Genomic DNA, 20,916 nt, shown 5'->3' on the forward strand with positions numbered 1-20,916 from the left:
CGGCTCACAAGGGCAGGCCGACCAACGCAATGCCAGCGGCGCCACCGACAGCGGCGGTCGCGGCGAAGCGGCGCGCATGAAAGCCCCCTGGTTGCACCTGGCCTCGCCGGCGGGGATCACCCTGAGTACCCCCGAATCCACCCACCTGGCCCAGGGCCATTCACTGAGTGTCTCCAGCGGCGAAGACGTCAACATCGCCACCGGCAAGAGCCTGGTCGCCTCGATTTCGGAGAAGCTGTCGCTGTTCGTGCAGAAAGCCGGCATCAAACTGTTCGCCGCGCGAGGCAAGGTGGACCTCCAGGCGCAGTCGGACAACCTCGAAACCACCGCCCGCAACGACCTGACCATCACCTCCAGCGACGACACCATCGACTTGTCGGCCGCCGAAGAGATTCTGCTGGTCAGCGGTGGCGCCTACGTGCGCATCAAGGACGGCCATGTCGAGCTCCACGCCCCGGGCAAGGTCACCATCAACGGCGCGACGAAGAGTTTTGGCGGGCCGACGAGTATGTCCAGCGCCTTGCCGAGCATGCCTGACGGGATTTGCGTGGAATGTCTGCTTAAAAATCTGTCCAGTGGATCGCCCATCGTGAACGTCACTTGAGAATGCCATGCAATTGATTGACCACTACTCGTCCGATTGGGCCAGCGAAACGCAAGCGATGATCGACGCATGGCTGGCTCAAGCACCACGGGCCTCTGTCTATTTTCTGCTAGACGCGTCTTTCAGGCACGAAACGTTGTTGGCCTTGATCAGAAAGTTGTGGCCTGAAAACTGCTGGCGCTCGCTCTATCAGGACGCACCCAACACCAGTGAGCGCGTATTGGCGATTTCACCGTTGCTACTCGCTGTCGATAGCGAACGCCTTGATGCCTTGGACGCTCTTGCTAAAGAAACATCCGGCCAGCCCATGTTGAGCCTGATCGTGAGCGACGAATCCATGGATTCCCTGTGGGAGCGACTATCGGTTTTTCGTCTGGTCACCGTCCAGAACGCTCGATATGTGCTGCGTCTGACGGATACGCGCCGCCTGCCGCAAATCACCGAGATGTTGACGGAAGAGCAGCGGGCGCGACTCATGAGTCATATGGCGGCGTGGCGCTATATAGGGCGAGATGCCAACTGGCATGACCTGGATATCACTTTGACTTCCGAGCCCGGCGATATGCGCGACGTGCGCCTCGATGAGCGACAGACGCAAACGCTGCTCGACATGAACCGAATCGATGCGCTCGTCGATGGCCTGCGACAGCATGAACCAACGCTTCATGACGCCTTCGCGACACCGTCACAGCGTTACGCCTGGGTTGAGGAGACGCTGGCCAATGCCGCAGGGCCCGTCGACGGTTATCCGGAGCAGATCGAGTGCTGTCGAAGCGCCGCGATCGAACAGGGCTGGTGGCCCGCCTCGGTCTCGGCCAGTTGATAACGTGGCGAACAGACAAGGAATGGAATTGACCATGCACCACTTTCTTCGGCGAGGGCTCGCCCTTCTCTGGCTGGCGTCACTGACGGCGTGTGGCGACGACTCGGTCAGTCTTAACATCACCGGCGTGGACTACGCGGGGCAGGGCATTGGCTCATATCATGTCGTCGACCCGAACGACGAACAAAACCGCGGTGGCGGCGAGTCCATCGGCCCCTACAGCGCCGGCGGCATCATGTGCTGCTATGAGGTGCCCAGGGAATGGCATGAAGGGGTGAGTGTCGATGTCGTGGTCCGCTATCCCCTCGAGGGAGACACTACGGATGAGCGTTCCGAATCCTTGGCCAGGCGCAGGGCCGAGGGCACGCTGCACGAGACGATTCACGTCGAGATCCCGAAATACGACACACCGGCTAAGGGCACACTCTGGGTGCAGTTCCTGCCGGATAAGAAAGCCAATGTGGTGGTCAGCAACCTGTCACCGGATCATGAAGACTTCCCGGGCGAGGTGAAGGGATGGCCAGTGCCGTCGGATGAGTATCGAAGGAAATTGATTGACCGAGAAATAAAAAATGTTTCAAGCCGTCTTTCTAGAACTGAAGGCCGTCTTTCGGAAGTGGATAAGAAAAACACGCATTCATTAAAAAAAGAGTGGGAAATTGGCCAACAGGTTTATCCTGACAAGATTTCGGAATTTAACGGATGGTCTGATGAAGAGTTTATAAAGTATCTGAAGACAAGGCTTCGCAGCGCCCAAAAAAGAGATAAGAACTACCTGCAAAAATTAAGGGAAGGACGCCCATGAGCGCTCGCTTGTCAGATATTATAGGTTCAGAGTTCTCGGAGCCTGCAAAGAAAAATTCCTTCTTTAAAGGGGCAACAGCCAAGCTTGACGAGACTTTTTCGGAACGAGAAAAAATAGAGACTACCACCGCCCCCTGCGACACCAACCTCTTTATCGGGGTGTTCTTCGATGGCACCGGCAACAACTACGCCGATAGCCTGGATAAGCAGGACCATAGCCAGTCCAATATCGCACGCCTCTACAGTGCTTATCCGGGGCTGAGCGTGCCGGGGGTGCTGCCTCCCGAGACGAACTGGCAGACCAACCCTTCGGATTACGATAATTTTTTCCGCATCTATACCGCCGGCGTGGGAACCCCTTTCGATCAGGTGGGCGACTCGGGGAAAGGCTTTTGGGATGCCACCTTGGGGGCGGGCGCGGGCCGGCTGGGACAAGTCCGCGTTCTGTGGGGGCTGGCACAGGTCATCAACGCCATCAGCCGCTATTTCCTCAAGCAGCCCCTTATCGACAATGCCGAGGTTCAGCAGGCCAGCGCTGTCGGCAGGATGTCCTCGACGGCCCTGCACATCAAGCCGTTGTCTCATGTTGCACCCGGGGATCGTATCGCCGCGCGATTGCCACAAACCCTGGTGGGCTGGCTGCGACGCCTGCACACCGCGATTCGTCCCCACATGACGCTGGAGGGGAGCAGGCCGCGCAATATCGATCCAGGCATCGTCAGGAACATCTACCTGTCAGCGTTCGGCTTTTCGCGAGGCGCCGCCCTGTCACGGGTGTTCGCCAACTGGGTGGTCCGGTTATGCCAGTGGGACGCCCAACTGACGAACCAGAGCGGCCTGACACTGGCCGGCTTCCCCGTGACGTTCGACTTCCTGGGTCTGTTCGATACGGTGGCCTCGGTTGGCATCGCCCACCTGGTGCCGGTCAGCGACGGCCATGCCGCCTGGGCGGATGCGGAGATCTCGCTGGCCATCCCGCCGGAAGTCGCCCGGTGCGTGCATCTGGTATCCGCGCATGAGAACCGCCGTTCCTTTCCGCTGGATTCGATCTACAACGACCACTCCATCGTCAACAATGGCGACGAGATCGTCTTCCCCGGCGTGCACTCGGACATCGGCGGCGGCTACCGGCCCGGCGACCAGGGCAAGGGGGTGGACAACATCGGTCGGGATTTACTCTCCCGCATTCCGTTGGCGGTGATGTACCGCGAGGCGCGGCTGTCCGGCGTACCACTCAAGCTGGAGCAGGCCCTGGTGGACATTCAAGATGGCTTCAAGATCACGCCACAGACTATCAATGCCTTCAATCGCTATATCGATACCTGCGAAGTGACCTCCGGCGAGACGGGGCAGATCATGCGCGAGCATTGGCGCCGTGCCATCGAGTGGCGCCTGAACAATCACCGTGCGGGGGGCGTGTCGGTCCTGGAAAGCTATCAACGCGCCTCTCGCTACGATCAGAACAACCTGTCCAGCGCTTACAGCCAGTTTTGCGAGGAACTCGAACGATTCGCGCAGTGGGAGGCGTGGGTCAGCAAGGGTGACTGGGAGCAGGCCTTCGTGTCGATCCGCGACTTTCTCATCATGGGCCCCGGGTGGTATTACTACGACATGGTCGACGAGCGGGGCCTGGATCCCTCGCTCATCGACGACTGGCGGCGGATATCGAACTTCAAGGACTCGCTCGGGCCGTCACCTCAGGCCATCGCCACGCTGATGGATGAGTACGTTCATGACGCGATCGCGGGGTTTTTGACCGAATGGGATAGCCGGGATGAGGCCCTCACCTACCTGAAAACACTGGTCGCCAAAAAGCACGTGATCGACGACGGGGACATCGAGAGCCGGCGCGGCATCACCCTCAGCGCCGAGGAGCGTGAGCGTGCAGAGTATTACGAACGGACGGGCAGGATACCGCCCATGCATGATCTGGACGGGCGGGAAAGCTTTCTGCTGGGGGGGCGGTTACCTCCGCTTTCGGCGTATATACGCCGGCGCCGATGACCAACTGCTGACCCTGCTGGCGCCGCAATATCGGCCGGGCGCGCAGCAGCCGGACTACGCCCGTCACGAGACGGGGACATCGTCCAGTCGTGCGAGGGTGTAAACGGCGACTCGCTCGATAAGCGCGGATGCCCGTGTATCGCCAAACGGGGCGTGTAGTTGCTGACTATGCGGAAGAAGTCGGTGCCTTTCACCAGGCCTTACAGGATGTGACCTGATGTATTTCGTTGAATGGCTGATGCGCCGGACGTTGACGGCGAGCAAGAAGGATATCACCGGGTTCGAGGGTGATATGAAAGAGTTCGAGAAGGCGACCGAGAAGTACGGTGAGCAGTATCGGGACATGCAGGAGCGGCAGGTCAGCGATGCGCCATCCGATGCGCGCTCCATCTACAAGATGAATGATATCTATATGGATGTCAGAACATTTTTTGATGAGTGGCGGGGGGGTGTTGCTGGGGTTGTCTCCTCTGCTTTTAGGCCTCATTGCTTTTCCAGTTTTTATTCTTCCAGGGCTAACAGATATTTTGTTTACTGGTGTAGTCTCTGAAGCAAAAAGAGTGGCAAATGTTGGTGATTATATTGGCGTTATAGGCTTATGGGTTATCTGGCTTATCATGGTAGCCGCGTTTATCTATCTTTTCTGGATATTCCGCATGGAATGCTTGGTCCAGCGTCATATCGTGGTGCGCTTCAATCGCAAGACCCGCAAGATCACTATCAACCGTCCCAACTTCGCCGGCGGTAATCAGGTCTACGACTGGGACGATGTGGTGGCTTCGGTCGACCCGGATGATCAGGTGGTGACCAAGCAGCGCAAGCGGGAAATCCTGATGCTGTTCTTCTTCAAGCAGCGTACCGGCGCCGAGCATCATGACGTGGTGTTTCTCGGCGCACCGCTGCGCAGCGATCATGAGCTCTATGCGCTGTGGGAGTACATTCGCCGCTATATGGAAGAGGGCCCGGAGAGCCTTCCCAAGCCCAGGTGCATTCCCAGCTTTCCCTGGCCGTGGCGCTCGCTGCTGGCGCCTTGGCGCTTTCTCGAGAACAAGTGGGCACAAGCGCCCTGGAGCCCGAAGATGATCGCGCTGGTGGTGGTCGTCTCGCCGCTCATGCTCGTTCACGCGACGGCGCACTGGTGCTTGCTGCTACTGTGCTGGCCGGTTTACTGGCCGCGAAAGCTTCGCCGGGAAAGTACGTCATCCGGGGCGTCTTGAGTCATTGAGCTGGTCTGTCATCGCGTCGCGGTCATGCATTGCGGGCATTTCGTCGCCATGGCCTGATCATACTTCGCCCCGCTGATGAGATAACGCCGCAACCGGGGCGGGGCGGAATCAAATACTGACCAGCGATTCCCACCAGCGCGTGAGGCTGCGTTGCCAGTCCGGTGTATCGCGATGCGCGTCACGCGTGCCGTTGAGATAGACCGTGGCGGTGAGCCCCGCCGAGAGTTGAACGTCCTCGGGCACGTCGTCAAGAGCGATGCGCACGGGAATGCGCTGCGAGAGTCGTACCCAGTCGAAGGAGGTGCTGACGTTCGCCAGTCCGCTTCCTTGGCTGTCGAGGCTCTTGTCGGAGATACCCCGCGCGATGCTGTCGACATGCCCCCACAGCGGCTCATCGCTGGACAGTAGCTGGATGCGTACCGGGGCGCCGATGTCGATGGCGTCGAGCTTGGTTTCCTCGAAGTAGCCGAGTACGTGGAAGCTGGCGGCGTCGACCAGGGTGACGGCATCCTCGCCGGCCGAGACGTATTCCCCGGGGCGCAACAGTAGATTGGTGATATAGCCGTCGACCGGAGCGCGCACCGTGGCGCGTTCGAGGTCCAGCTTGGCCTGCTCGACCGCCACCTTGGCCTGCTCGACCTGGGCCTGGGCGCTGGAATAGGCGAAGCGCGCGTCGTCGCGGTCTTCCTGAGAGGCGTAGTCGCCGAGTTTCTGGCGGCGGGCGCTGGCGGCCTTGGCTTCCGCGCGTTGCTGTTCGAGGTTGTTGAGATTGGCCTTTGCCTCGGCCAATGCCAGTTCGTAGCGCTTCTTGTCGATGGTGAACAACGCGTCGCCAGCCTGCACGGCGTCGTTGTCCTCGACCTGAAGGTTCTCGACCAGGCCCGCGACGTCGGTGCCGAGGTTGATGACATCGGCCCGGACACGGCCGTCGCGCGTCCAGGGGTCGTGCATGTAGTGGTTCCAGATCTGCGCGATGGCGACCACGGCGATGGCGAGTATCAGCAGCGTCAGCAGCGGGCGCACGAACTTGCGCGCGCGCGGGGAGAGCGTCATGGCGTCATCCTTCTTGTGGGTGGGCGATCGGCAAGGCGCCGGTCAGGGCGAGTACCGACCACAGCAGTAGGGCGTAGAGGGCGATGTCCACGAGCACCGGTTGCCAGAACCAGTGGTAGACGCCGAGGCGCGTGAATAAGCGCCGCAGCAGAAGATAGAGCCCGAGCGCAACGAGTACGGGGACGGCCAGCGGTGGCACCAGAAAGCCGAGGAATGCCCATTCAGCGAACATGCGGCGTCTCCTGCCGAGGCGGTGTTGCTTGTCGATCAAGCGACGCGGCCTGGGCATCGTCGTCGGCGCGGGCCTCCAGCGTGACACCGGGGGCCTCGCGCATGAGATGCCCCAGCATGGCGATTTCTCCCGCCGTGGCGACGGAGAGCTGGGCATCGTGATAAAAGCGGTCGACCCACTCGCGCGCCTGGTCGGAGAGTTGACGCCAGACCTCGGGCGAGTGGTGGCGCCGCGCGGTCAGGCGTTGGCCGATGTCGTCTAGCCAGGCCTCGAGTTCCTGACGATGCGGGGCCAGTTCCTCGCGTAGCCGTCGAATGCGCCAGACGCACAACGCCAGGGCGTGCAGATCGAGCGCTTCGCGCAGCGTGTCATCCGTGCCGCCTAAAGCGACGATGCGCCCCAGGCGGTCGTAAAGACGACTCTCCAGACGCGCCCTGTTGGGCAATGTGGGCTCGCGCATCAAGCGCGCCACGCCTTGCCAGTAGGCGCCGAGCAGTGTGCGGATGCGCTCGGCGGGAGAGCGTTGCTGCATCAGCGAATAGGTGATCATGGCGACGACCGTGCCGAGGACCGATGCCAGTCCGCCGTTGATGTAACGGGTCGGCGAGAAGTTGTAGGTCGATTGTAGATTGAGCAGCGTCATCAGGGTGATGGCGCCGGCCAGTCCGATCAGCGACCAGCGAGGATGCGGTGTCAGCAGGGTGCCGATGGCGACTGGAATGCCGATGGCGATGGCCAACAGCGGGAAGCCGTTGATGACTGGCAACACCAGGAAGAGCAGGACACCGCCGAGAAGCACGGCGGCGATACTCCCCCACATGAACTGGTAGACCACGGCGGCGGGGTTGGGCGCCTTGGCGAACAGCATGGTGAACACGCCCAGCAGCATCATCGCCAGGTAGCCGGAATGCCAGCCGCTGTGGACCCAGAACAGCCCCAGCAACTCGAAGGCGACGAATACACGCAGGGCGTTGAAGCGGGCTACGAAGTGCTCGTTGTGCGTGGTGCGAGTGCGCTTTTCGTGCGGCAAGGTATGCACTTTGGCCGAGGCTGGGTCGTTCAGTGCATGACGCAGGCGTCGGCCATGCTGCAGCAGGCCGAGCACTTCCCCGAGGCGCTGACGTACCAGTTCGGCGCGCACGCGGCTGCGCGGGCTCACCTGCTCGACGTCCCACTCGAAGTCCGGCAGCGTCAGCTTTTCCAGCGGCTCGCCGGCGGGCTGCTCGGCGATCGTGGTAAGTAGCGGCGCGGCATGCGCATTCAATTGCGCCAGCCAGCGCTCGCCGTCTTCGCACGCGCGCAGATAGTCGATGGCGGTTTCCAGCTCGCGGATGGCGGTGATCAGCGCCAGGCTGTCACTGGCGAAACGGTCCAGTGCGGGAATGAAGTGGCTCAGACGCCGCGTTTCCAACCGGGCGAGGCCGCGCAGCTTCTCGAACTGTTGATAATGGCCGAGCAACGTCTTGAGGCGTGCGTCCTGGGTGTCGCGGGAGCGCTGGGTATCCAGGGCTGCGTGGGTTTCCTCGGCGGCGCTTTGTAGAAATTGGGAAAGCGCCTCGGGCAACGCCCGGCTCCCGAAGCGCGGGGCGATGAGCAGGTGCATCAAGACACCGCAGCCGATGCCCAGCGCGGTTTCCGAGAAACGCCCCAGCGCGACGGTCCAGATACCATCGATCCCCGTGCCGATGGCGGTCAACGAGACCAGCGTGGCGGTATAGCCGCTGAGCATCATCACGTAGCCCAGGTACTCGTCCTGCTCGAGCATCACCCAATACATGCAGAACGCCAGCCAGGCGCCAGCGAAAAGCAGGTACAGCATGGGTTGCTGACCGAACAGTGCGATCAGCACCAGCCCGGCGATGGCGCCGAACAGCGTGCCGAAGAAGCGTGCCACGCCGCGCCCGATGATGATGCCGATGGGCGGCGTGCCGCCGGTGAACATCACAGGCTGGAGGGTGACGATCATCACCGCGAGGATGGCCCAGGCGGGCTGGTACAAGTCGAGGCGCAAGGCGAGGAACAGTGCCAGCCAGACGGCCAGCACGGTGCGTAACGCCAATAGCCAATGATCGGTGGAAATGCGCAGCATAACGTCATCCGGCCCCGACCGCGTGGCCGGAGCATCAGGGAAAAAGCAAGATAAATATTAGTCTGCGAATTATCTCAGTTCGCTCGACATATGTCTAACCTCACCGTCAATCTCGCCGGGCCGAGCGGTGTGGCCCCCTGGAATTTTGCGGCGTCGCCCTCACCTTGGAGAGATACTCTGCAGTGATATGTGCAGTGACAGCAGTGACAGAAAAGGAGAACGCAGGATGAGTTTTCAGGGCGAGCAACACCCCGGCGTCGAAACGCCACCGACCGAGACGCAGGGCTTTCGTTTCAACCACACCATGCTGCGGGTGAAGGACCCCGAACGTTCGCTGGCCTTCTATTCGCGGGTCTTCGGCATGCGCGTGCTGCGCAAGCTCGACTTTCCGGAAATGCAATTCACGCTCTACTTCCTCGCCAACCTCGGCGATGACGACGCCGTGCCGGAGGAGCCGGCCGAGCGCAACGCCTATACCTTCGCGCAGAAAGGCATTCTCGAGTTAACCCACAACTGGGGGACCGAAGACCAGGAAGGCTTTGCCTATCATGATGGCAACGCCGAGCCGCAGGGCTTCGGGCATATCTGCTTCTCGGTGCCGGACCTGCATGCCGCCGAAGCCTGGTTCGATGCCAATGGCGTCGAGTTCATCAAGCGCTCCGATCAGGGCAAGATGCAGAATGTCGTGTTCGTCAAGGACGTCGACGGCTACTGGATCGAGGTCGTACAGGCCGACTTGCTGGGCCACATGGGGGATTGACGCAACAGCATCGACGGCTAGTGCGCGCGCATCTCGCCGCGTAGCGGACGGGCAAGGGCGTCGCGCAGCGCCTGGCCGCGCTGCCCGCGGGCCAGCAGCACTTCCAGCTTGGTGATCGCCGCTTCAGGAGTGAGATCCTGTCCGGCGATGACACCGGCCTCCTCGAGCCGCCGGCCGGTTGCGTAGGCCCCCTGCTGCACCGTGCCCTGGCCGCACTGGGTCACGTTGACGATGGCCAGGCCGCGTTCGGTGGCACGGCGCAGGCAGTCGAGCAGTTGGCCGTCGAGGCCGGGCGGGTTGCCGACACCGTAGGTCATCAGCACCAGGCCCTGGAGCTGAGGGTCGTCGAGCTGCCGGGCGACTTGCTGTGGCGACAGCCCAGGGTGGCAATGCAGTACGGCGACGTGCCCTGCCGCGAAGTCGGCCTGCGTCAGGTCGGGGGTGCCGACCGGCAGCGCCGGGAGGCCGCAGAGGCGCAACTCGATGCCTGCCTCACCGAGCCAGGGCGCGTTGGGAGAGTCGAAGGCATCCAGACCTTGAGTTCGGCACTTGCGCGCGCGGTTGCCGCGCAGTAGGCGGTCGTGGAAGGCGATGCAGACCTCGCGGGGGGCGCGCGGATGCCCGGCTGCCTGCATGGCCAGGATCACGTTGTTCAGGGCATCGCTGCGCGGCTCGCCCAGCGGGATCTGGGCGCCAGTGAGCACCACCGGCTTGTCCAGCGGGCCGAGCAGGAAGGAGAGTGCCGAGGCGGTGTAGGCCAGGGTGTCGGTGCCGTGCAGGATCACGAAACCATCGTAGCTCGCCCACGCCTCGGCGAGAACGGCGACCAGCCGATTCCACGCCGCAGGTGCCAGGTCGGCGCTGTCGATCAGCGGGTGCAGGGTTTTGAGGTCGTGGTCGGGCAGGCGACCGGCCGGCTGGAGCGCCAGCGCTGCCTTCAACTGCTCGGCAAACTGCGGCGAGGGCACATAGCCCTTCGGCGAAGGTTGCATACCCAGGGTACCGCCGGTGTAGAGGAGCAACAGGCGAGCCATGCTCACTTCTCCGCTGCAGGGGCCAGCATAGCCTGGGGGCTCAACAGTGCATCAACCCGGGCGGGGTCAAGCAGCCCTTCGGCGATCACCAGCTCGCGGACCGTGGCACCACTGTGCAGGGCCTGTCGGGCGATACGTGTAGCGTTGGCGTAGCCGATGTGCGGTACTAGCGCAGTGACCACGCCGATGCTGTGCTCGACGTGCCGGGCGCAGGTTTCGCGGTTGGCCTCGATGCCGACGATGCAGCGGGTGCGCAGCATATGGCAAGCCTCGCCCAGCATGCGCATGGCGTTAAGCAGGTTGTAGACAATCATCGGCTCCATGGCGTTGAGCTGCAACTGCCCCGCCTCGGCGGCCAGGGTGACCGCCAGGTCGCTGGCTATTACCTGGTAGGCTGTCTGGTTCACTGCTTCGGGGATCACTGGGTTGATCTTGCCCGGCATGATCGAGGAACCGGGTTGCACGGGCGGCAGGGTGATCTCGCCGAGCCCGGTACGCGGCCCGCTGGAGAGCAGGCGCAGGTCATTGCACAGCTTGCCCAGTTTGATGGCGAAGCGCTTGAGCATCCCCGACAGGAAGACGAAGGCGCCCATGTCCGAAGTCGCCTCGATCAGGTGCGACGCCGGCACCAGTGGCCGGCCGGACAGGTGTGCCAAATGCTCGACGGCCAGCGCCTGGTAGCGTACCGGCGCGTTGAGCCCGGTACCAATGGCGGTGCCACCGAGGTTGACCTCACAAAGCAGTTGCTGGGCCTCCTGGAGGCGGTCGATGTCCTCGCCGAGATTCACCGCGAAGGCCTCGAACTCCTGGCCCAGGGTCATGGGTACCGCATCCTGTAGCTGGGTGCGTCCCATCTTGACTACGTCGGCGAAGACCACGGCCTTCTCCTGCAGGGCATCGCGCAGCGTGCCGATGGCCGCTATCAGCGGCTGTGCGGCGAACTGCAGGCTCAGGCAGGCGGCGGTGGGGTAGGCGTCGTTGGTCGACTGGGAGCGATTGACATCATCGTTGGGGTGCAGGTGCTGATAGGCCCCCTTGGGGTGACCCAGCTTGGCCAGCGCCAGGTTGGCGATCACCTCGTTGGCGTTCATGTTGGTCGAAGTGCCTGCGCCGCCCTGGATCAGGTCGACCACGAACTGGTCGTGCAGCGTGCCAGCCTGGATGTCGGCGCAGGCGGCCTGGATCGCTTCGGCCTTGTGGGGCTCGAGCACGCCGAGCTCCTGATTGGCGTGGGCCGCGGCCGACTTGACCATGGCCAGTGCCTGTACCAGCTCGGGGAAGTGGCTGATCGGAATACCGGTGATGCGGAAGTTCTCCAGCGCGCGCTGGGTCTGGATGCCGTACCAGGCGTCCGTCGGCAGGGTACGTTCGCCCAGCAGATCGTGTTCGATACGTGTGGTCATGGCGAAAACGCTCTTGCGTCAAAGAAGCACGCCGGCCCTGTCGAGGGTGGGGCCGGCGCGGTAGTAGAACGGACGGCGGATCACTCCGCTACGTGGGCACCAGGCGCCTTGGTATCGCCGGTCTTGAGGCGCTCTCTATCTTCAGGCTCGAGATCCCAAGCCTGCGGGTAGAGGTTCAGGTCCGGGTGCTGGCTGGCGTCGAAGACCGGCTGGGTCATACCCTGGCGGCGCTGGTCGTCGTAGTCCTTGAGGATGCGCAGGCCCTTCTTGAACAGCAGGATTAGCGCAACCAGGTTGGTCACCGCCAGCAGGCCCATGGTCACATCGGCGAAACCAAACACTGAGTCCAGGTTGGTGGTGGCACCCCAGCACACCAGCAGCACGATCACCACGCGGAAGGCGTTGAACAGGCTCTGGTTGTTGCGGCTGAAGAAGTTCAGGCTGTTTTCGCCCAGGTAGTAGTTGTAGAGGATGGTGCTGAAGGCAAACAGCAGCAGTGCCACGCTGACGAAGGAACGCCCCCACTCGCCGACATGGTCGGCCAGTGCCGCCTGGGTCAGGGCAATGCCCTCGACATTGCCGCTGGCACCCGGCTCATAGGCGCCGCTGAGCAGAATCAAGAAGGCGGTGGAGGAGCAGATGATCAGGGTGTCGATGAATACCGAGAAGGCCTGCACGATACCCTGGTTGGCCGGGTGTGGCACATAGGCGACGGCGGCCACATTCGGCGCACTGCCCAAGCCGGCTTCGTTGGAGAACAGACCGCGCTTGAGCCCCATCATGAGTGCGGCACCGATGCCGCCGCCGATGGCCGGTTCGAGGCCGAAGGCGCTCTTGACGATCAGCGTCACGATTTCGGGGATACGTTCGAGGTTCATGCCCACGACGAGCAGCGCGATGATCAGGTAGCCCACGGCCATGAACGGAACCAATACTTCGGAGATGCGGGCGATCCGCTTGATGCCGCCGAAGATGATCAGACCGACCAGTATGGCGAGAGCGATGCCACTGTAGAGCACCGGCACGCCGAAGGCGTCGTTGAAAGAGGTCGACACGGCGTAGGATTGCAGGGCGGTGAAGGCGAAGCCGAAAGTCAGTAGCAGCAGCGCGGAGTAGACGCCAGCCAGCCAGCGCCAGTTGCGACCGAGGCCCTTGACGATGTAGTAGGCCGGGCCGCCGCGATAGGTGCCGTCACCTTGGGGCTGCTTGAAGGTCTGGGCCAAGGTGCATTCCAGGAAGCTCGTGGCCATGCCCATCAGGCCAACCAGCCACATCCAGAACACCGCCCCCGGGCCGCCCAGGGTGATGGCTACGGCGACGCCGGCGATGTTGCCACCGCCCACGCGGCCGGCTACGGACAGCATCAGTGCCTGGAAGCTGCTGAGGTGGCCATGCTTATCATGACGGAAGGCCTGACGGGATCCCAGAATCTGGAACATGCGGCCGAAGTAGCGAAACTGGACGAAGCGAGAGGCAACGGTGAAGCCGATGCCCACGGTGACCAGCAGAACGAGAAGGACTTTGCCCCAGAGGAGCTCGTTGAGCAATTCAAGCATATGGATCTCCGCTATTGTATTAGTGGTAGCGCTCCTCGATTGAAACAATTGATCGTGCTGAGGAAACTTGGCGCATCGGTGCATTGCGGTGCATACTTGGCGCTACAAAGTGCATCAGACTGCACCACCTCGTTTGGTGTAGTGACCCGGAGCTCATGGCATGCAAGACGACTTCGTGGCCAACCTGCGCCTGCTGTGCGGGTACTATTCCTCCATTGCCGAGGTCTGCCGGCGCCTGCATATCAACCGCTCCCAATTCAATCGCTACCTCAGCGGCCGCTATCGACCGCGCCACGCTGCTCTGCAGCGGATCTGTGCCCTATTCGGTGTCGAGGAACATGAGCTCTATCTACCTCAGGCGGAATTCCGCACGCTGGTGCAGGTCGGTCGCGATGCCCGTGCGGCGGCGTTCGAGCCGCCGTCGGAGTGGCCGAGCGCGCTGCTGGCGCGGGGGCAGGAGGGCATGGCGCGCTACCTCGGGTGCTACTTCGAGTACTACCGCTCGATGTCCCGGCCCGGCCAGGTGATTCGTACTCTGGTATGCCTTGAAACGCGTGAGCAGGGCACCGTCTATCAGCGCACTGAGCGCATGCAGGTGCGACCCGGCACGCGTCCCTGTCACAATCGCTACCATGGCTTGGCGTTTCGCCTCGCCGACCGTATCTTTCTGGTCGACTATGAGACGCTCAATGGCAACGAAATCACCCAGACTATCCTGTTTCCCAGTTTTCAGAGCCAAGTGCATCGCTTAACCGGACTGAAGCTCGGCGTGGCCGATAACAGCGAGCGCATGCCCAGCTGCGTGCGCGTCGTCTACGAACGCCTGGATGAAAAGATGAGCGTGCGGCGAGCGCTCGAGAAATGTGGATTGTTGCCCCCGGACGACCCTGAGCTCGATTCGGAGTTGCACGATAGGCTCCGTAACGACATTGCTCCTGAGGAGCAGCACTTTCGTGCACGCCACTAAGGCGGCGGTACGGTCGTCCTCGGCTAGACGAGTCTCTGTCCAGTCGATGAATTCGCCCACCTAGGCCGGCCTGGTTCGACGCCAACCACGTCGAGTTCAAGAAGCGCCCGGACGACGGCAAGATGAAGGACGTTGCCTTCGTCAAGGACCCCGATGGCTACTGGATCGAGGTCGTACAGCCCGAGCTTTCCAAAGGCCTGGGGCAATAAGCCACGCGATCGCATGAACCTTGAAAACCCGGTGCCGACGCATCGGGTTTTTTGATGCGCCAAGGCATGCGCATGGCGGAGATATTACGTTGAAAGTACGAGAGACGCCGATGGCGTGGGAACCGTTTGTCTCGGGTAACGTCTGATGTAGGTGTACGGCAAGGAAACTTCCACCTTATTGGTAGAGGGACGCCCCCATGATGGACCGTAGGACCCTGCTCAAGCGCTCGCTGGCGCTGGCCGCCTTTTATGGCTTGCCCGCTGCCCCGCTGCTGGCGGCGACGCGCGACATGCCTGAGATCGCCGATGGCGAGTCCAGTGACTTCAGCTTCGATTGGTTGCAACGCGTGGCCAAGGAGATGGCGAACGACAGCTATCAAAACAACGTACGCGAGTTGCCCTCGACGCTGGCGGATATGAACCCGCAGGATTACAACGCCATCGGTTATGACCCAAAGCATTCGCTGTGGCACGATCTTGATGGCAAGCTCGACGTGCAGTTCTTCCACGTTGGCATGGGGTTCAACCAGCCGGTACGCATGTTTGCCCTCGACCCGGATTCCCGCCGTGCCCGCGAGATCCACTACGATCCGTCGTTGTTCCGCTATGACGAGGCGGACGTCGACGTCTCTCAGTTCGAGGATGATGAGGCACTGGGCTTCGCCGGTTTCCGCGTCTTCAAGGCGCCCTCGCTGACCGAGCGCGATATCGTCTCCTTTTTGGGAGCGAGTTATTTCCGCGCCGTGGATGACACCTACCAATACGGTATTTCTGCACGCGGGCTGGCGGTCAACACGTTCGCCGATGCCGAGGAAGAATTCCCCACCTACACGCGCTTCTGGCTGGAAACACCCGCGCCGGATAGTACGACCTTCACGGCTTACGCCTTGCTCGACTCGCCCAAGGTGGCCGGCGCCTATCGCTTCGTCATTCATTGCGAGGCGGAACGCGTGGTCATGGAGATCGACAAGCACCTCTATCCGCGCGAGGCCATCGAACAGTTGGGCATTGCGCCGATGACCAGCATGTTTAGCTGCGGCACTCACCAGCGACGCATGTGCGACACCATTCACCCGCAAATTCACGATTCCGACCGTTTGACGATGTGGCGCGGTAACGATGAATGGGTCTGCCGTCCGCTCAATAACCCGCCGAAACTGCAGTACAACGCCTTCGCCGACGACTCGCCCAAGGGCTTCGGACTGTTGCAGACCGAGCGGGACTTCGACGCCTATGAAGACGTGGTCGGCAATTATCACGAGCGCCCCAGCCTCTGGGTCGAGCCGCGTAATGACTGGGGCGAGGGCGAGATCCAGATGATGGAGATCCCCACCACTGGCGAAACCATGGACAACGTGGTGGCGTTCTGGAAACCCAGCAAAGCCGTTGAGCCGGGGGATTCACTGAACTTCGCGTATCGTCTTTACTGGAGTGCACAAGCCCCGGTGACTACCGACCTCGCTCGAATTCGGGCGACCCGTAGCGGCATGGGCGACTTCACCGAAGGGTGGGCGCCTGGCGAGAACTATCCTGAGGAGTGGGCGCGACGCTTCGCGGTGGATTACGTCGGCGGCGATATCCTGCGTATTGCCAAGGATGGACCGCCGATCATGGCGCAGTTGGAAGTATCGCGCGGCAAGACGGGCGATATTCAGATCTTCCAGGTCGAGGAGTTTGAAGGCATTCGTGTGATTTTCGACTGGTATCCCACCGAGGATTCGGTCGATCCCATCGATATGCGCATGGTCCTGGAAGGCGACGACGAAACGCTGAGTGAAACCTGGCTCTACCAGTACTTCCCGCCGCCCCCCGATCAGCGCGAGCACCCGCCGCACCCGCTGGATGAGTGATATTCGAATGCGGTGGAAGTGTTGATAAGCGATACGACAAAGGGCGGTGCCATGGCACCGCCCTTTGTCGTTTCCGGGGCGGGCGCTCAGTCGTCGAGGGCTTGTGTCAGCTTGTCGACGTTGTGCTTGAACATGCCGAGGTAGGTGCTGGCGTCGCCGTCGCTGGCCAGGGCATCGGCGTAGAGCGTGCCGCCGATGGCGACGCCGGTTTCGTCTTCGAGCTGCTCGAGAAGCGCCGGGTTGGCCATGTTCTCGAGGAATAGTGCCTTGACGTCGCGTTCGCGGATCTGCTGGATCAACTCGGCCATATCGGCGGCACTCGGCTCGGCCGATGTGGAGAGGCCGACGGGCGAGAGGATCTCGAGAGCATAGGCGTCGGCGAAGTAGCCGAAGGCGTCATGGCTGGTGATCAGGACCCGATTGTCTTCGGGAATGGCTTCCAGACGCTGGTGAATCTTGTCGTCTAGTGTGCCGATGGCGTCCAGATACTGTTCGGCATTGTCGCGATAGTCATCGGCATGCTCGGGGTCCGCTTCGACAAGCGCGTCGCGGATGTTTTCCACATACTGCTTGCCGTTCTGCAGGTCTTGCCAGGCGTGCGGGTCTTCCGGGCCATGATCATGGCCGGCATCATGACTGTGGTCGTGGTCGTGGTCGTGGTCGTGGTCGTGGTCGTGGCCGTGGTCGTGGCCGTGGTCGTGGCCGTGGTCGTGGCCGTGGTCGTGGCCGTGATCGTGGTCGGCATGTCCCTCGCGTTCTTCATCGAAACTCAGGGCGTCGATGCCCTGGCTGGCGACAACGATCGGCCCCGCATAACCGCTGGCTTCCACCAAGCGGTCCAACCAACCTTCGAAATGCAGGCCGTTGACGACGAACAGATCCGCTTCGCCCACGGCGCGGGCATCGGTGGGACTGGGCGAGAACACATGAGCGTCGCCATCCGGGCCGACCAGGGTGGTGACATCGACATGCTCGCCGCCGACTTGCTCGACCATGTCGCCGAGAATGCTGAAGCTGGCGACGACATTCATCGGCGCCTCGGCACGCGCTGCACTGGAAAGCGTCAGCGCGGCGGCGCCGAGCAGTAACGTCAAAGACTTGGACATGCAGTTTCCCTCTTGTCGGTAAATAAGGTGGTCAGGTGTAATGCGCTCATGACGGCGTGCATGCGTTCTCGTCTGTCTCCAGCGGTGTGGCGCGGCGGCGCACGCGTGCCAGCAGGCTGCCGTGGCGACCGCACAGCGCCGAGGCGAGATAGGCAATGCCGGCGACCAGGATGATACACGGCCCGGAGGGCAGGCCTAGGTGGTACGAGACCAGCAAGCCGCCGGTGCTCGAGACCATGGCGATGAGGATCGCCAGGCCGATCAAGCCTTCGAGGCGTTGCGACCAGAAGCGCGCGGTGGTGGCGGGCAGCATCATCAGACCCACCGCCATCAGCGTGCCCAGCGTCTGAAACCCGGCCGTCAGGTTGAGTACCATCAGCCCCAGGAAGACGCCATGCACCAGGCCACCACGAATGCCCTGGCCGCGCAGGAACAACGGGTCGAGGCATTCGACCACCAGCACGCGGAATATCAGTGCCATGACCATCAGCGTGGCGCTGGCCACTGAGGCGATCAGCCATAGCGCGGTGTCGTCGATGGCGAGAATCGAGCCGAACAGCACGTGGGTGAGATCGACGCTGCTGCCGCGCAGCGAGACCAGCATCACCCCCAATGCCAGTGAAATCAGATAGAAGCTGGCCATCGCCGAGTCCTCGCGGTGGCCGGTCATGCGCGACACGCTGCCCGCCAGGCCGGCGACCAGCAAGCCCGCGACCAGCCCACCGAGACTCATCGCCGGCAGCGAAAAACCCGCGAGCACGAAGCCCAGCGCCACGCCAGGTAACACCGCGTGAGCCATGGCGTCACCGACAAGACTCATGCCGCGCAGCATCAAGAACACGCCCAGCGGCGGTGCAGCCAATGACAGCGCCAAGCCGCCGACCAAAGCGCGGCGCATGAAGGCGTAGTCGGTCAGCGGGGCGACGAGCCACGCATTCAGCGTGGTCAGTAGGTCGAGCATGGCGGGACGTCCGGCAGGTTCAAGGAAAGAAAGGGCGCATGGGCATGGCGACGCGTCGGTGCGTGATGCCGCTCAAGCAGCGTTTCCGGCTCGACCCATTGGCCGTGCCCGCCCGCCAGCAGCAAGACGCAATCGGCCAACTGCGCCAACTGTTCCATGTCATGCAGGACCACGATCACCGTGGCGCCGGCACTGGCCATCTCGTGCAGGGTATCGCAGAGGATTTCCACGGTATGCGTATCGACGTTGGCGAACGGCTCGTCGAGCAGCAGCAGTTCTGCCTCCTGCATCAAGGTGCGGCCAAGCAAGGCGCGCTGGCGTTGACCGCCGGAAAGCTCGCCCAAGGGGCGATGCGCCAGGCCGCTCAAGCCCAGGCGCTGCATGATGGTATGCATGTGCCGGTAATCGGTCGGCCCGTAGCGCTTGAAGGTGCCGTGTGTGGGCCAACAGCCGCTGAGCATCAATTCCTCGACACTCATTGGAAAGGTCAAGTCCAGCGCCAATTGCTGCGGCAACCACGCGCGGCGCTCCTTGGGCACGTCACAATCGACCTTCCCGCTGAGTGGTGGCAGCAAGCCCATAATGGCCTGGATCAAGGTGCTCTTGCCCGCGCCATTGGCACCTACCAGCGCCGTGATCGCGCCGTCTTCGAAAGTGCCGCTTATATTCTCCAGCACCGTCCGCCCGCCCTGGGCCAGTGTCAGCGCCTCGAGGCTCAGACGACTCATGCAAAGGCCCCCATGGCCCACGCCACGGCCAACCACAGCAGCCCCAGCGGTAGCAGCGTCAACAGCACGCGGCGCCCCGCGCCCATCGACATCAGTGAAAAATGACAAGGCCCATCCGGGCGGTGACGATGTGACATGACGACTCCTTGGAAGGCCGACAAGGTTATAACATAACAAAATTCTTGCCAAGCACTTCGCTCAATTTACCGGCAGGGCGTGAGACGGAAAAGACCGCCCTGAGGGACGCGAAGACGTAATAGGATAACGTTCTCGAGGGGTGGGCAAAAGCATGGCATGGCAACGCGTAACGAGGCCCTTGGGCGTTGAAGTAAAAGCCCTGTAGCCAAGGTATCCAGTGAGCGCCTCGGAGTACGCTGACAGGTTGCTCGGCAAAGTAAGGTATGATGATTTAGGATACATACAATTCACGGCACGGAACGAGGCGATTAAACCAAGCGTTGAATATGTCCCAGTCTCTATTGCCTTGTATCACCTTTGATACGCATGCCTTGCCGTCGCAAGATCGGTTCGAGGCTTGGCGCCAGAACATTGCGCCCATTTTTAATGTCGATCTTCCTGCTAACACTAGGGAGTCTTCCTTTACTGCGAAAACAGATGCCTATCAGGTCGGGGACATCCTGATGGGATGCGTTACAGCCTCTGGGCAGCGTTTTCGTCGCGCCAAGCCATTGGAGCGCCAAGACCATATATTGATTCAGCTATATTGTGAGGGAGGCTATACAGGAGACTTGAACGGTGAAGAAGCCCGTGTCGGCTCCGGTGACATCACGATCGTCGACCTCGCCAAGCCATTGGATACCGTCGCCGCACCCTTGACCAATCTCAATGTCATGCTGCCTCGAGAAAGCCTGGAGCAGTACTCTTCCCTGAATGGCTGGCATGGTTTGCAACTGGTTCCTGAACGTCGAGAGTTTCTAGCCAGCTACCTGATGTCGTTGTATCGACGGCTACCTGTCACGCCCCAAGCCGAAGCTCATGATCTGGCACGTATCACTCGGGACATGATCCTGACGGCTGTTACCCATGATGTTGACGCCCAGCAACGAGCAGAGCCCGCCGCCCATGGCGTGTTGCGTGAGCGTATTCGGCAGTATGTCGAAGCGCACCTTAATGATCCGGCCCTGGCGCCGGACTATATCTGTCGCATTGTCGGCGTGTCGCGCGCGAATCTCTATCGTCTATTTGAGGAGGAGGGGGGTATCGCACGCTATATACAGTTTCGCCGCTTGGCGGCGGTACGTCGCTGCCTTGAAAACCCCGATGAAACGAGGGGTATCGGCGATCTTGCTGAGCAGTACGGCTTTGGTAATCCATCGCATTTTTCGCGACGTTTTCGCGCGCTATTCGATATTTCTCCTCGGGAACTTCGACAACATTCTCGCGAAAGCTGTGCGACCACACTGGGCCCCCTGATACGTCGGCTTGGTCGTTAGTTAGCTATATTAGCCGCTTTTCTCTGTGTCTCATTATAACCTCCCGTAATTTT

20 protein-coding genes and 1 pseudogene are annotated in these 20,916 nt (G+C 61.7%); 11 read left to right on the forward strand and 10 right to left on the reverse strand.

Features of this window, described 5'->3' with window-relative positions:
• The 6 genes from L1073_RS08095 to L1073_RS08120 form a co-directional block, all read left to right on the forward strand.
• Positions 1-604: DUF2345 domain-containing protein (locus L1073_RS08095; protein WP_246898298.1), on the forward strand; the 604-nt coding region annotated here is incomplete at its 5' end.
• Between the two features lie 7 nt (positions 605-611).
• Positions 612-1,427 (forward strand): DUF4123 domain-containing protein, encoded by an 816-nt coding sequence (locus L1073_RS08100; protein ID WP_246898300.1) that lies wholly within the window; start codon positions 612-614, stop codon positions 1,425-1,427.
• A 34-nt stretch (positions 1,428-1,461) separates the two neighbouring features.
• Entirely contained in the window at positions 1,462-2,232 is a 771-nt protein-coding gene (locus L1073_RS08105; protein WP_246898302.1) for a DUF3304 domain-containing protein, read from the forward strand.
• Between the two features lie 8 nt (positions 2,233-2,240).
• Positions 2,241-4,235 (forward strand): T6SS phospholipase effector Tle1-like catalytic domain-containing protein, encoded by a 1,995-nt coding sequence (locus tag L1073_RS08110; protein WP_246898303.1) that lies wholly within the window; start codon positions 2,241-2,243, stop codon positions 4,233-4,235.
• Positions 4,236-4,452: 217 nt separating this feature from the next.
• On the forward strand, positions 4,453-4,785 hold the full coding sequence (locus L1073_RS08115) for a hypothetical protein (protein WP_246898305.1): 333 nt from the start codon (positions 4,453-4,455) through the stop codon (positions 4,783-4,785).
• Positions 4,786-4,891: 106 nt separating this feature from the next.
• A complete protein-coding gene (locus L1073_RS08120) occupies positions 4,892-5,452 on the forward strand; it encodes a DUF6708 domain-containing protein (protein WP_246898306.1) in 561 nt (186 codons plus the stop codon).
• Between the two features lie 117 nt (positions 5,453-5,569).
• Here the strand turns inward: L1073_RS08120 and L1073_RS08125 are convergent, their stop codons facing one another.
• From L1073_RS08125 to L1073_RS08135, 3 genes are read right to left on the reverse strand one after another with little or no spacing between them, the layout of a single operon-like run.
• Positions 5,570-6,514 (reverse strand): efflux RND transporter periplasmic adaptor subunit, encoded by a 945-nt coding sequence (locus L1073_RS08125; RefSeq protein WP_246898307.1) that lies wholly within the window; start codon positions 6,512-6,514, stop codon positions 5,570-5,572.
• 4 nt (positions 6,515-6,518) lie between these two features.
• Positions 6,519-6,746 carry a DUF1656 domain-containing protein gene (locus tag L1073_RS08130; RefSeq protein WP_246898309.1) on the reverse strand — a complete coding sequence of 76 codons (228 nt, stop codon included), beginning with the start codon at positions 6,744-6,746 and terminating at the stop codon, positions 6,519-6,521.
• On the reverse strand, positions 6,736-8,835 hold the full coding sequence (locus L1073_RS08135; RefSeq protein WP_246898310.1) for an FUSC family protein: 2,100 nt from the start codon (positions 8,833-8,835) through the stop codon (positions 6,736-6,738). Before L1073_RS08135 ends, L1073_RS08130 begins: the two co-directional genes overlap by 11 nt.
• Positions 8,836-9,061: 226 nt before the next feature.
• Between L1073_RS08135 and gloA the strand changes: the two genes are divergently transcribed.
• The gene (gene gloA, locus L1073_RS08140; protein ID WP_246898312.1) at positions 9,062-9,595 is read left to right on the forward strand and encodes a lactoylglutathione lyase; all 534 of its coding nucleotides are present in this window, start codon (positions 9,062-9,064) and stop codon (positions 9,593-9,595) included.
• Positions 9,596-9,612: 17 nt separating this feature from the next.
• Here the strand turns inward: gloA and L1073_RS08145 are convergent, their stop codons facing one another.
• From L1073_RS08145 to L1073_RS08155, 3 genes are all read right to left on the reverse strand, one after another.
• Entirely contained in the window at positions 9,613-10,629 is a 1,017-nt protein-coding gene (locus L1073_RS08145) for an asparaginase domain-containing protein (protein WP_246898313.1), read from the reverse strand.
• 2 nt (positions 10,630-10,631) lie between these two features.
• Positions 10,632-12,032 (reverse strand): aspartate ammonia-lyase, encoded by a 1,401-nt coding sequence (locus L1073_RS08150; protein WP_246898315.1) that lies wholly within the window; start codon positions 12,030-12,032, stop codon positions 10,632-10,634.
• Positions 12,033-12,112: 80 nt separating this feature from the next.
• The gene (locus L1073_RS08155) at positions 12,113-13,588 is read right to left on the reverse strand and encodes an alanine/glycine:cation symporter family protein (protein WP_246898316.1); all 1,476 of its coding nucleotides are present in this window, start codon (positions 13,586-13,588) and stop codon (positions 12,113-12,115) included.
• A gap of 160 nt (positions 13,589-13,748) precedes the next feature.
• On the opposite strand from L1073_RS08155, the gene L1073_RS08160 reads away from it, so the two are divergent.
• From L1073_RS08160 to L1073_RS08170, 3 genes and pseudogenes are all read left to right on the forward strand, one after another.
• Positions 13,749-14,555, forward strand: a complete 807-nt coding sequence (locus L1073_RS08160) for a helix-turn-helix domain-containing protein (protein ID WP_246898318.1) — start codon at positions 13,749-13,751, stop codon at positions 14,553-14,555.
• Between the two features lie 68 nt (positions 14,556-14,623).
• Positions 14,624-14,764 (forward strand): annotated as a pseudogene (locus L1073_RS08165) (VOC family protein); the annotation flags it as partial.
• Positions 14,765-14,961: 197 nt separating this feature from the next.
• Positions 14,962-16,614, forward strand: a complete 1,653-nt coding sequence (locus tag L1073_RS08170) for an OpgD/OpgG family glucan biosynthesis protein (RefSeq protein WP_281506037.1) — start codon at positions 14,962-14,964, stop codon at positions 16,612-16,614.
• 86 nt (positions 16,615-16,700) lie between these two features.
• Here L1073_RS08170 and L1073_RS08175 read toward each other — a convergent pair whose 3' ends face one another.
• Genes L1073_RS08175 through L1073_RS08190 form a run of 4 tightly spaced genes read right to left on the reverse strand, consistent with a single transcriptional unit; the run spans position 16,701 to position 19,546 of the window.
• Complete coding sequence (locus L1073_RS08175; RefSeq protein WP_246898319.1) at positions 16,701-17,720, reverse strand: metal ABC transporter solute-binding protein, Zn/Mn family; 1,020 nt, start codon at positions 17,718-17,720, stop codon at positions 16,701-16,703.
• A 46-nt stretch (positions 17,721-17,766) separates the two neighbouring features.
• Positions 17,767-18,681, reverse strand: a complete 915-nt coding sequence (locus L1073_RS08180) for a metal ABC transporter permease (RefSeq protein WP_246898321.1) — start codon at positions 18,679-18,681, stop codon at positions 17,767-17,769.
• Positions 18,666-19,409, reverse strand: a complete 744-nt coding sequence (locus L1073_RS08185; protein WP_246898322.1) for a metal ABC transporter ATP-binding protein — start codon at positions 19,407-19,409, stop codon at positions 18,666-18,668. The genes L1073_RS08180 and L1073_RS08185 overlap by 16 nt, the downstream gene beginning before the upstream one ends.
• Positions 19,406-19,546 (reverse strand): hypothetical protein, encoded by a 141-nt coding sequence (locus tag L1073_RS08190; RefSeq protein WP_246898324.1) that lies wholly within the window; start codon positions 19,544-19,546, stop codon positions 19,406-19,408. Before L1073_RS08190 ends, L1073_RS08185 begins: the two co-directional genes overlap by 4 nt.
• Before the next feature lie 327 nt (positions 19,547-19,873).
• On the opposite strand from L1073_RS08190, the gene L1073_RS08195 reads away from it, so the two are divergent.
• The gene (locus L1073_RS08195) at positions 19,874-20,863 is read left to right on the forward strand and encodes a helix-turn-helix domain-containing protein (protein ID WP_246898325.1); all 990 of its coding nucleotides are present in this window, start codon (positions 19,874-19,876) and stop codon (positions 20,861-20,863) included.
• Positions 20,864-20,916 lie beyond the last annotated feature (53 nt).

The organism is Chromohalobacter nigrandesensis (assembly GCF_023061285.1).
Lineage (GTDB): Bacteria > Pseudomonadota > Gammaproteobacteria > Pseudomonadales > Halomonadaceae > Chromohalobacter > Chromohalobacter nigrandesensis.

Coding starts and splice junctions, on each gene's coding strand:
- L1073_RS08115 (WP_246898305.1), top strand. CDS start 4,453: ATGTATTTCGTTGAATGGCTGATGCGCCGGACGTTGACGGCGAGCAAG.
- L1073_RS08155 (WP_246898316.1), bottom strand. CDS start 13,588: ATGCTTGAATTGCTCAACGAGCTCCTCTGGGGCAAAGTCCTTCTCGTT.
- L1073_RS08130 (WP_246898309.1), bottom strand. CDS start 6,746: ATGTTCGCTGAATGGGCATTCCTCGGCTTTCTGGTGCCACCGCTGGCC.
- L1073_RS08150 (WP_246898315.1), bottom strand. CDS start 12,032: ATGACCACACGTATCGAACACGATCTGCTGGGCGAACGTACCCTGCCG.
- L1073_RS08125 (WP_246898307.1), bottom strand. CDS start 6,514: ATGACGCTCTCCCCGCGCGCGCGCAAGTTCGTGCGCCCGCTGCTGACG.
- L1073_RS08160 (WP_246898318.1), top strand. CDS start 13,749: ATGCAAGACGACTTCGTGGCCAACCTGCGCCTGCTGTGCGGGTACTAT.
- L1073_RS08100 (WP_246898300.1), top strand. CDS start 612: ATGCAATTGATTGACCACTACTCGTCCGATTGGGCCAGCGAAACGCAA.
- L1073_RS08145 (WP_246898313.1), bottom strand. CDS start 10,629: ATGGCTCGCCTGTTGCTCCTCTACACCGGCGGTACCCTGGGTATGCAA.
- L1073_RS08105 (WP_246898302.1), top strand. CDS start 1,462: ATGCACCACTTTCTTCGGCGAGGGCTCGCCCTTCTCTGGCTGGCGTCA.
- L1073_RS08135 (WP_246898310.1), bottom strand. CDS start 8,835: ATGCTGCGCATTTCCACCGATCATTGGCTATTGGCGTTACGCACCGTG.
- L1073_RS08120 (WP_246898306.1), top strand. CDS start 4,892: ATGGAATGCTTGGTCCAGCGTCATATCGTGGTGCGCTTCAATCGCAAG.
- L1073_RS08185 (WP_246898322.1), bottom strand. CDS start 19,409: ATGAGTCGTCTGAGCCTCGAGGCGCTGACACTGGCCCAGGGCGGGCGG.
- L1073_RS08180 (WP_246898321.1), bottom strand. CDS start 18,681: ATGCTCGACCTACTGACCACGCTGAATGCGTGGCTCGTCGCCCCGCTG.
- L1073_RS08175 (WP_246898319.1), bottom strand. CDS start 17,720: ATGTCCAAGTCTTTGACGTTACTGCTCGGCGCCGCCGCGCTGACGCTT.
- L1073_RS08170 (WP_281506037.1), top strand. CDS start 14,962: ATGATGGACCGTAGGACCCTGCTCAAGCGCTCGCTGGCGCTGGCCGCC.
- L1073_RS08190 (WP_246898324.1), bottom strand. CDS start 19,546: ATGTCACATCGTCACCGCCCGGATGGGCCTTGTCATTTTTCACTGATG.
- gloA (WP_246898312.1), top strand. CDS start 9,062: ATGAGTTTTCAGGGCGAGCAACACCCCGGCGTCGAAACGCCACCGACC.
- L1073_RS08195 (WP_246898325.1), top strand. CDS start 19,874: ATGTCCCAGTCTCTATTGCCTTGTATCACCTTTGATACGCATGCCTTG.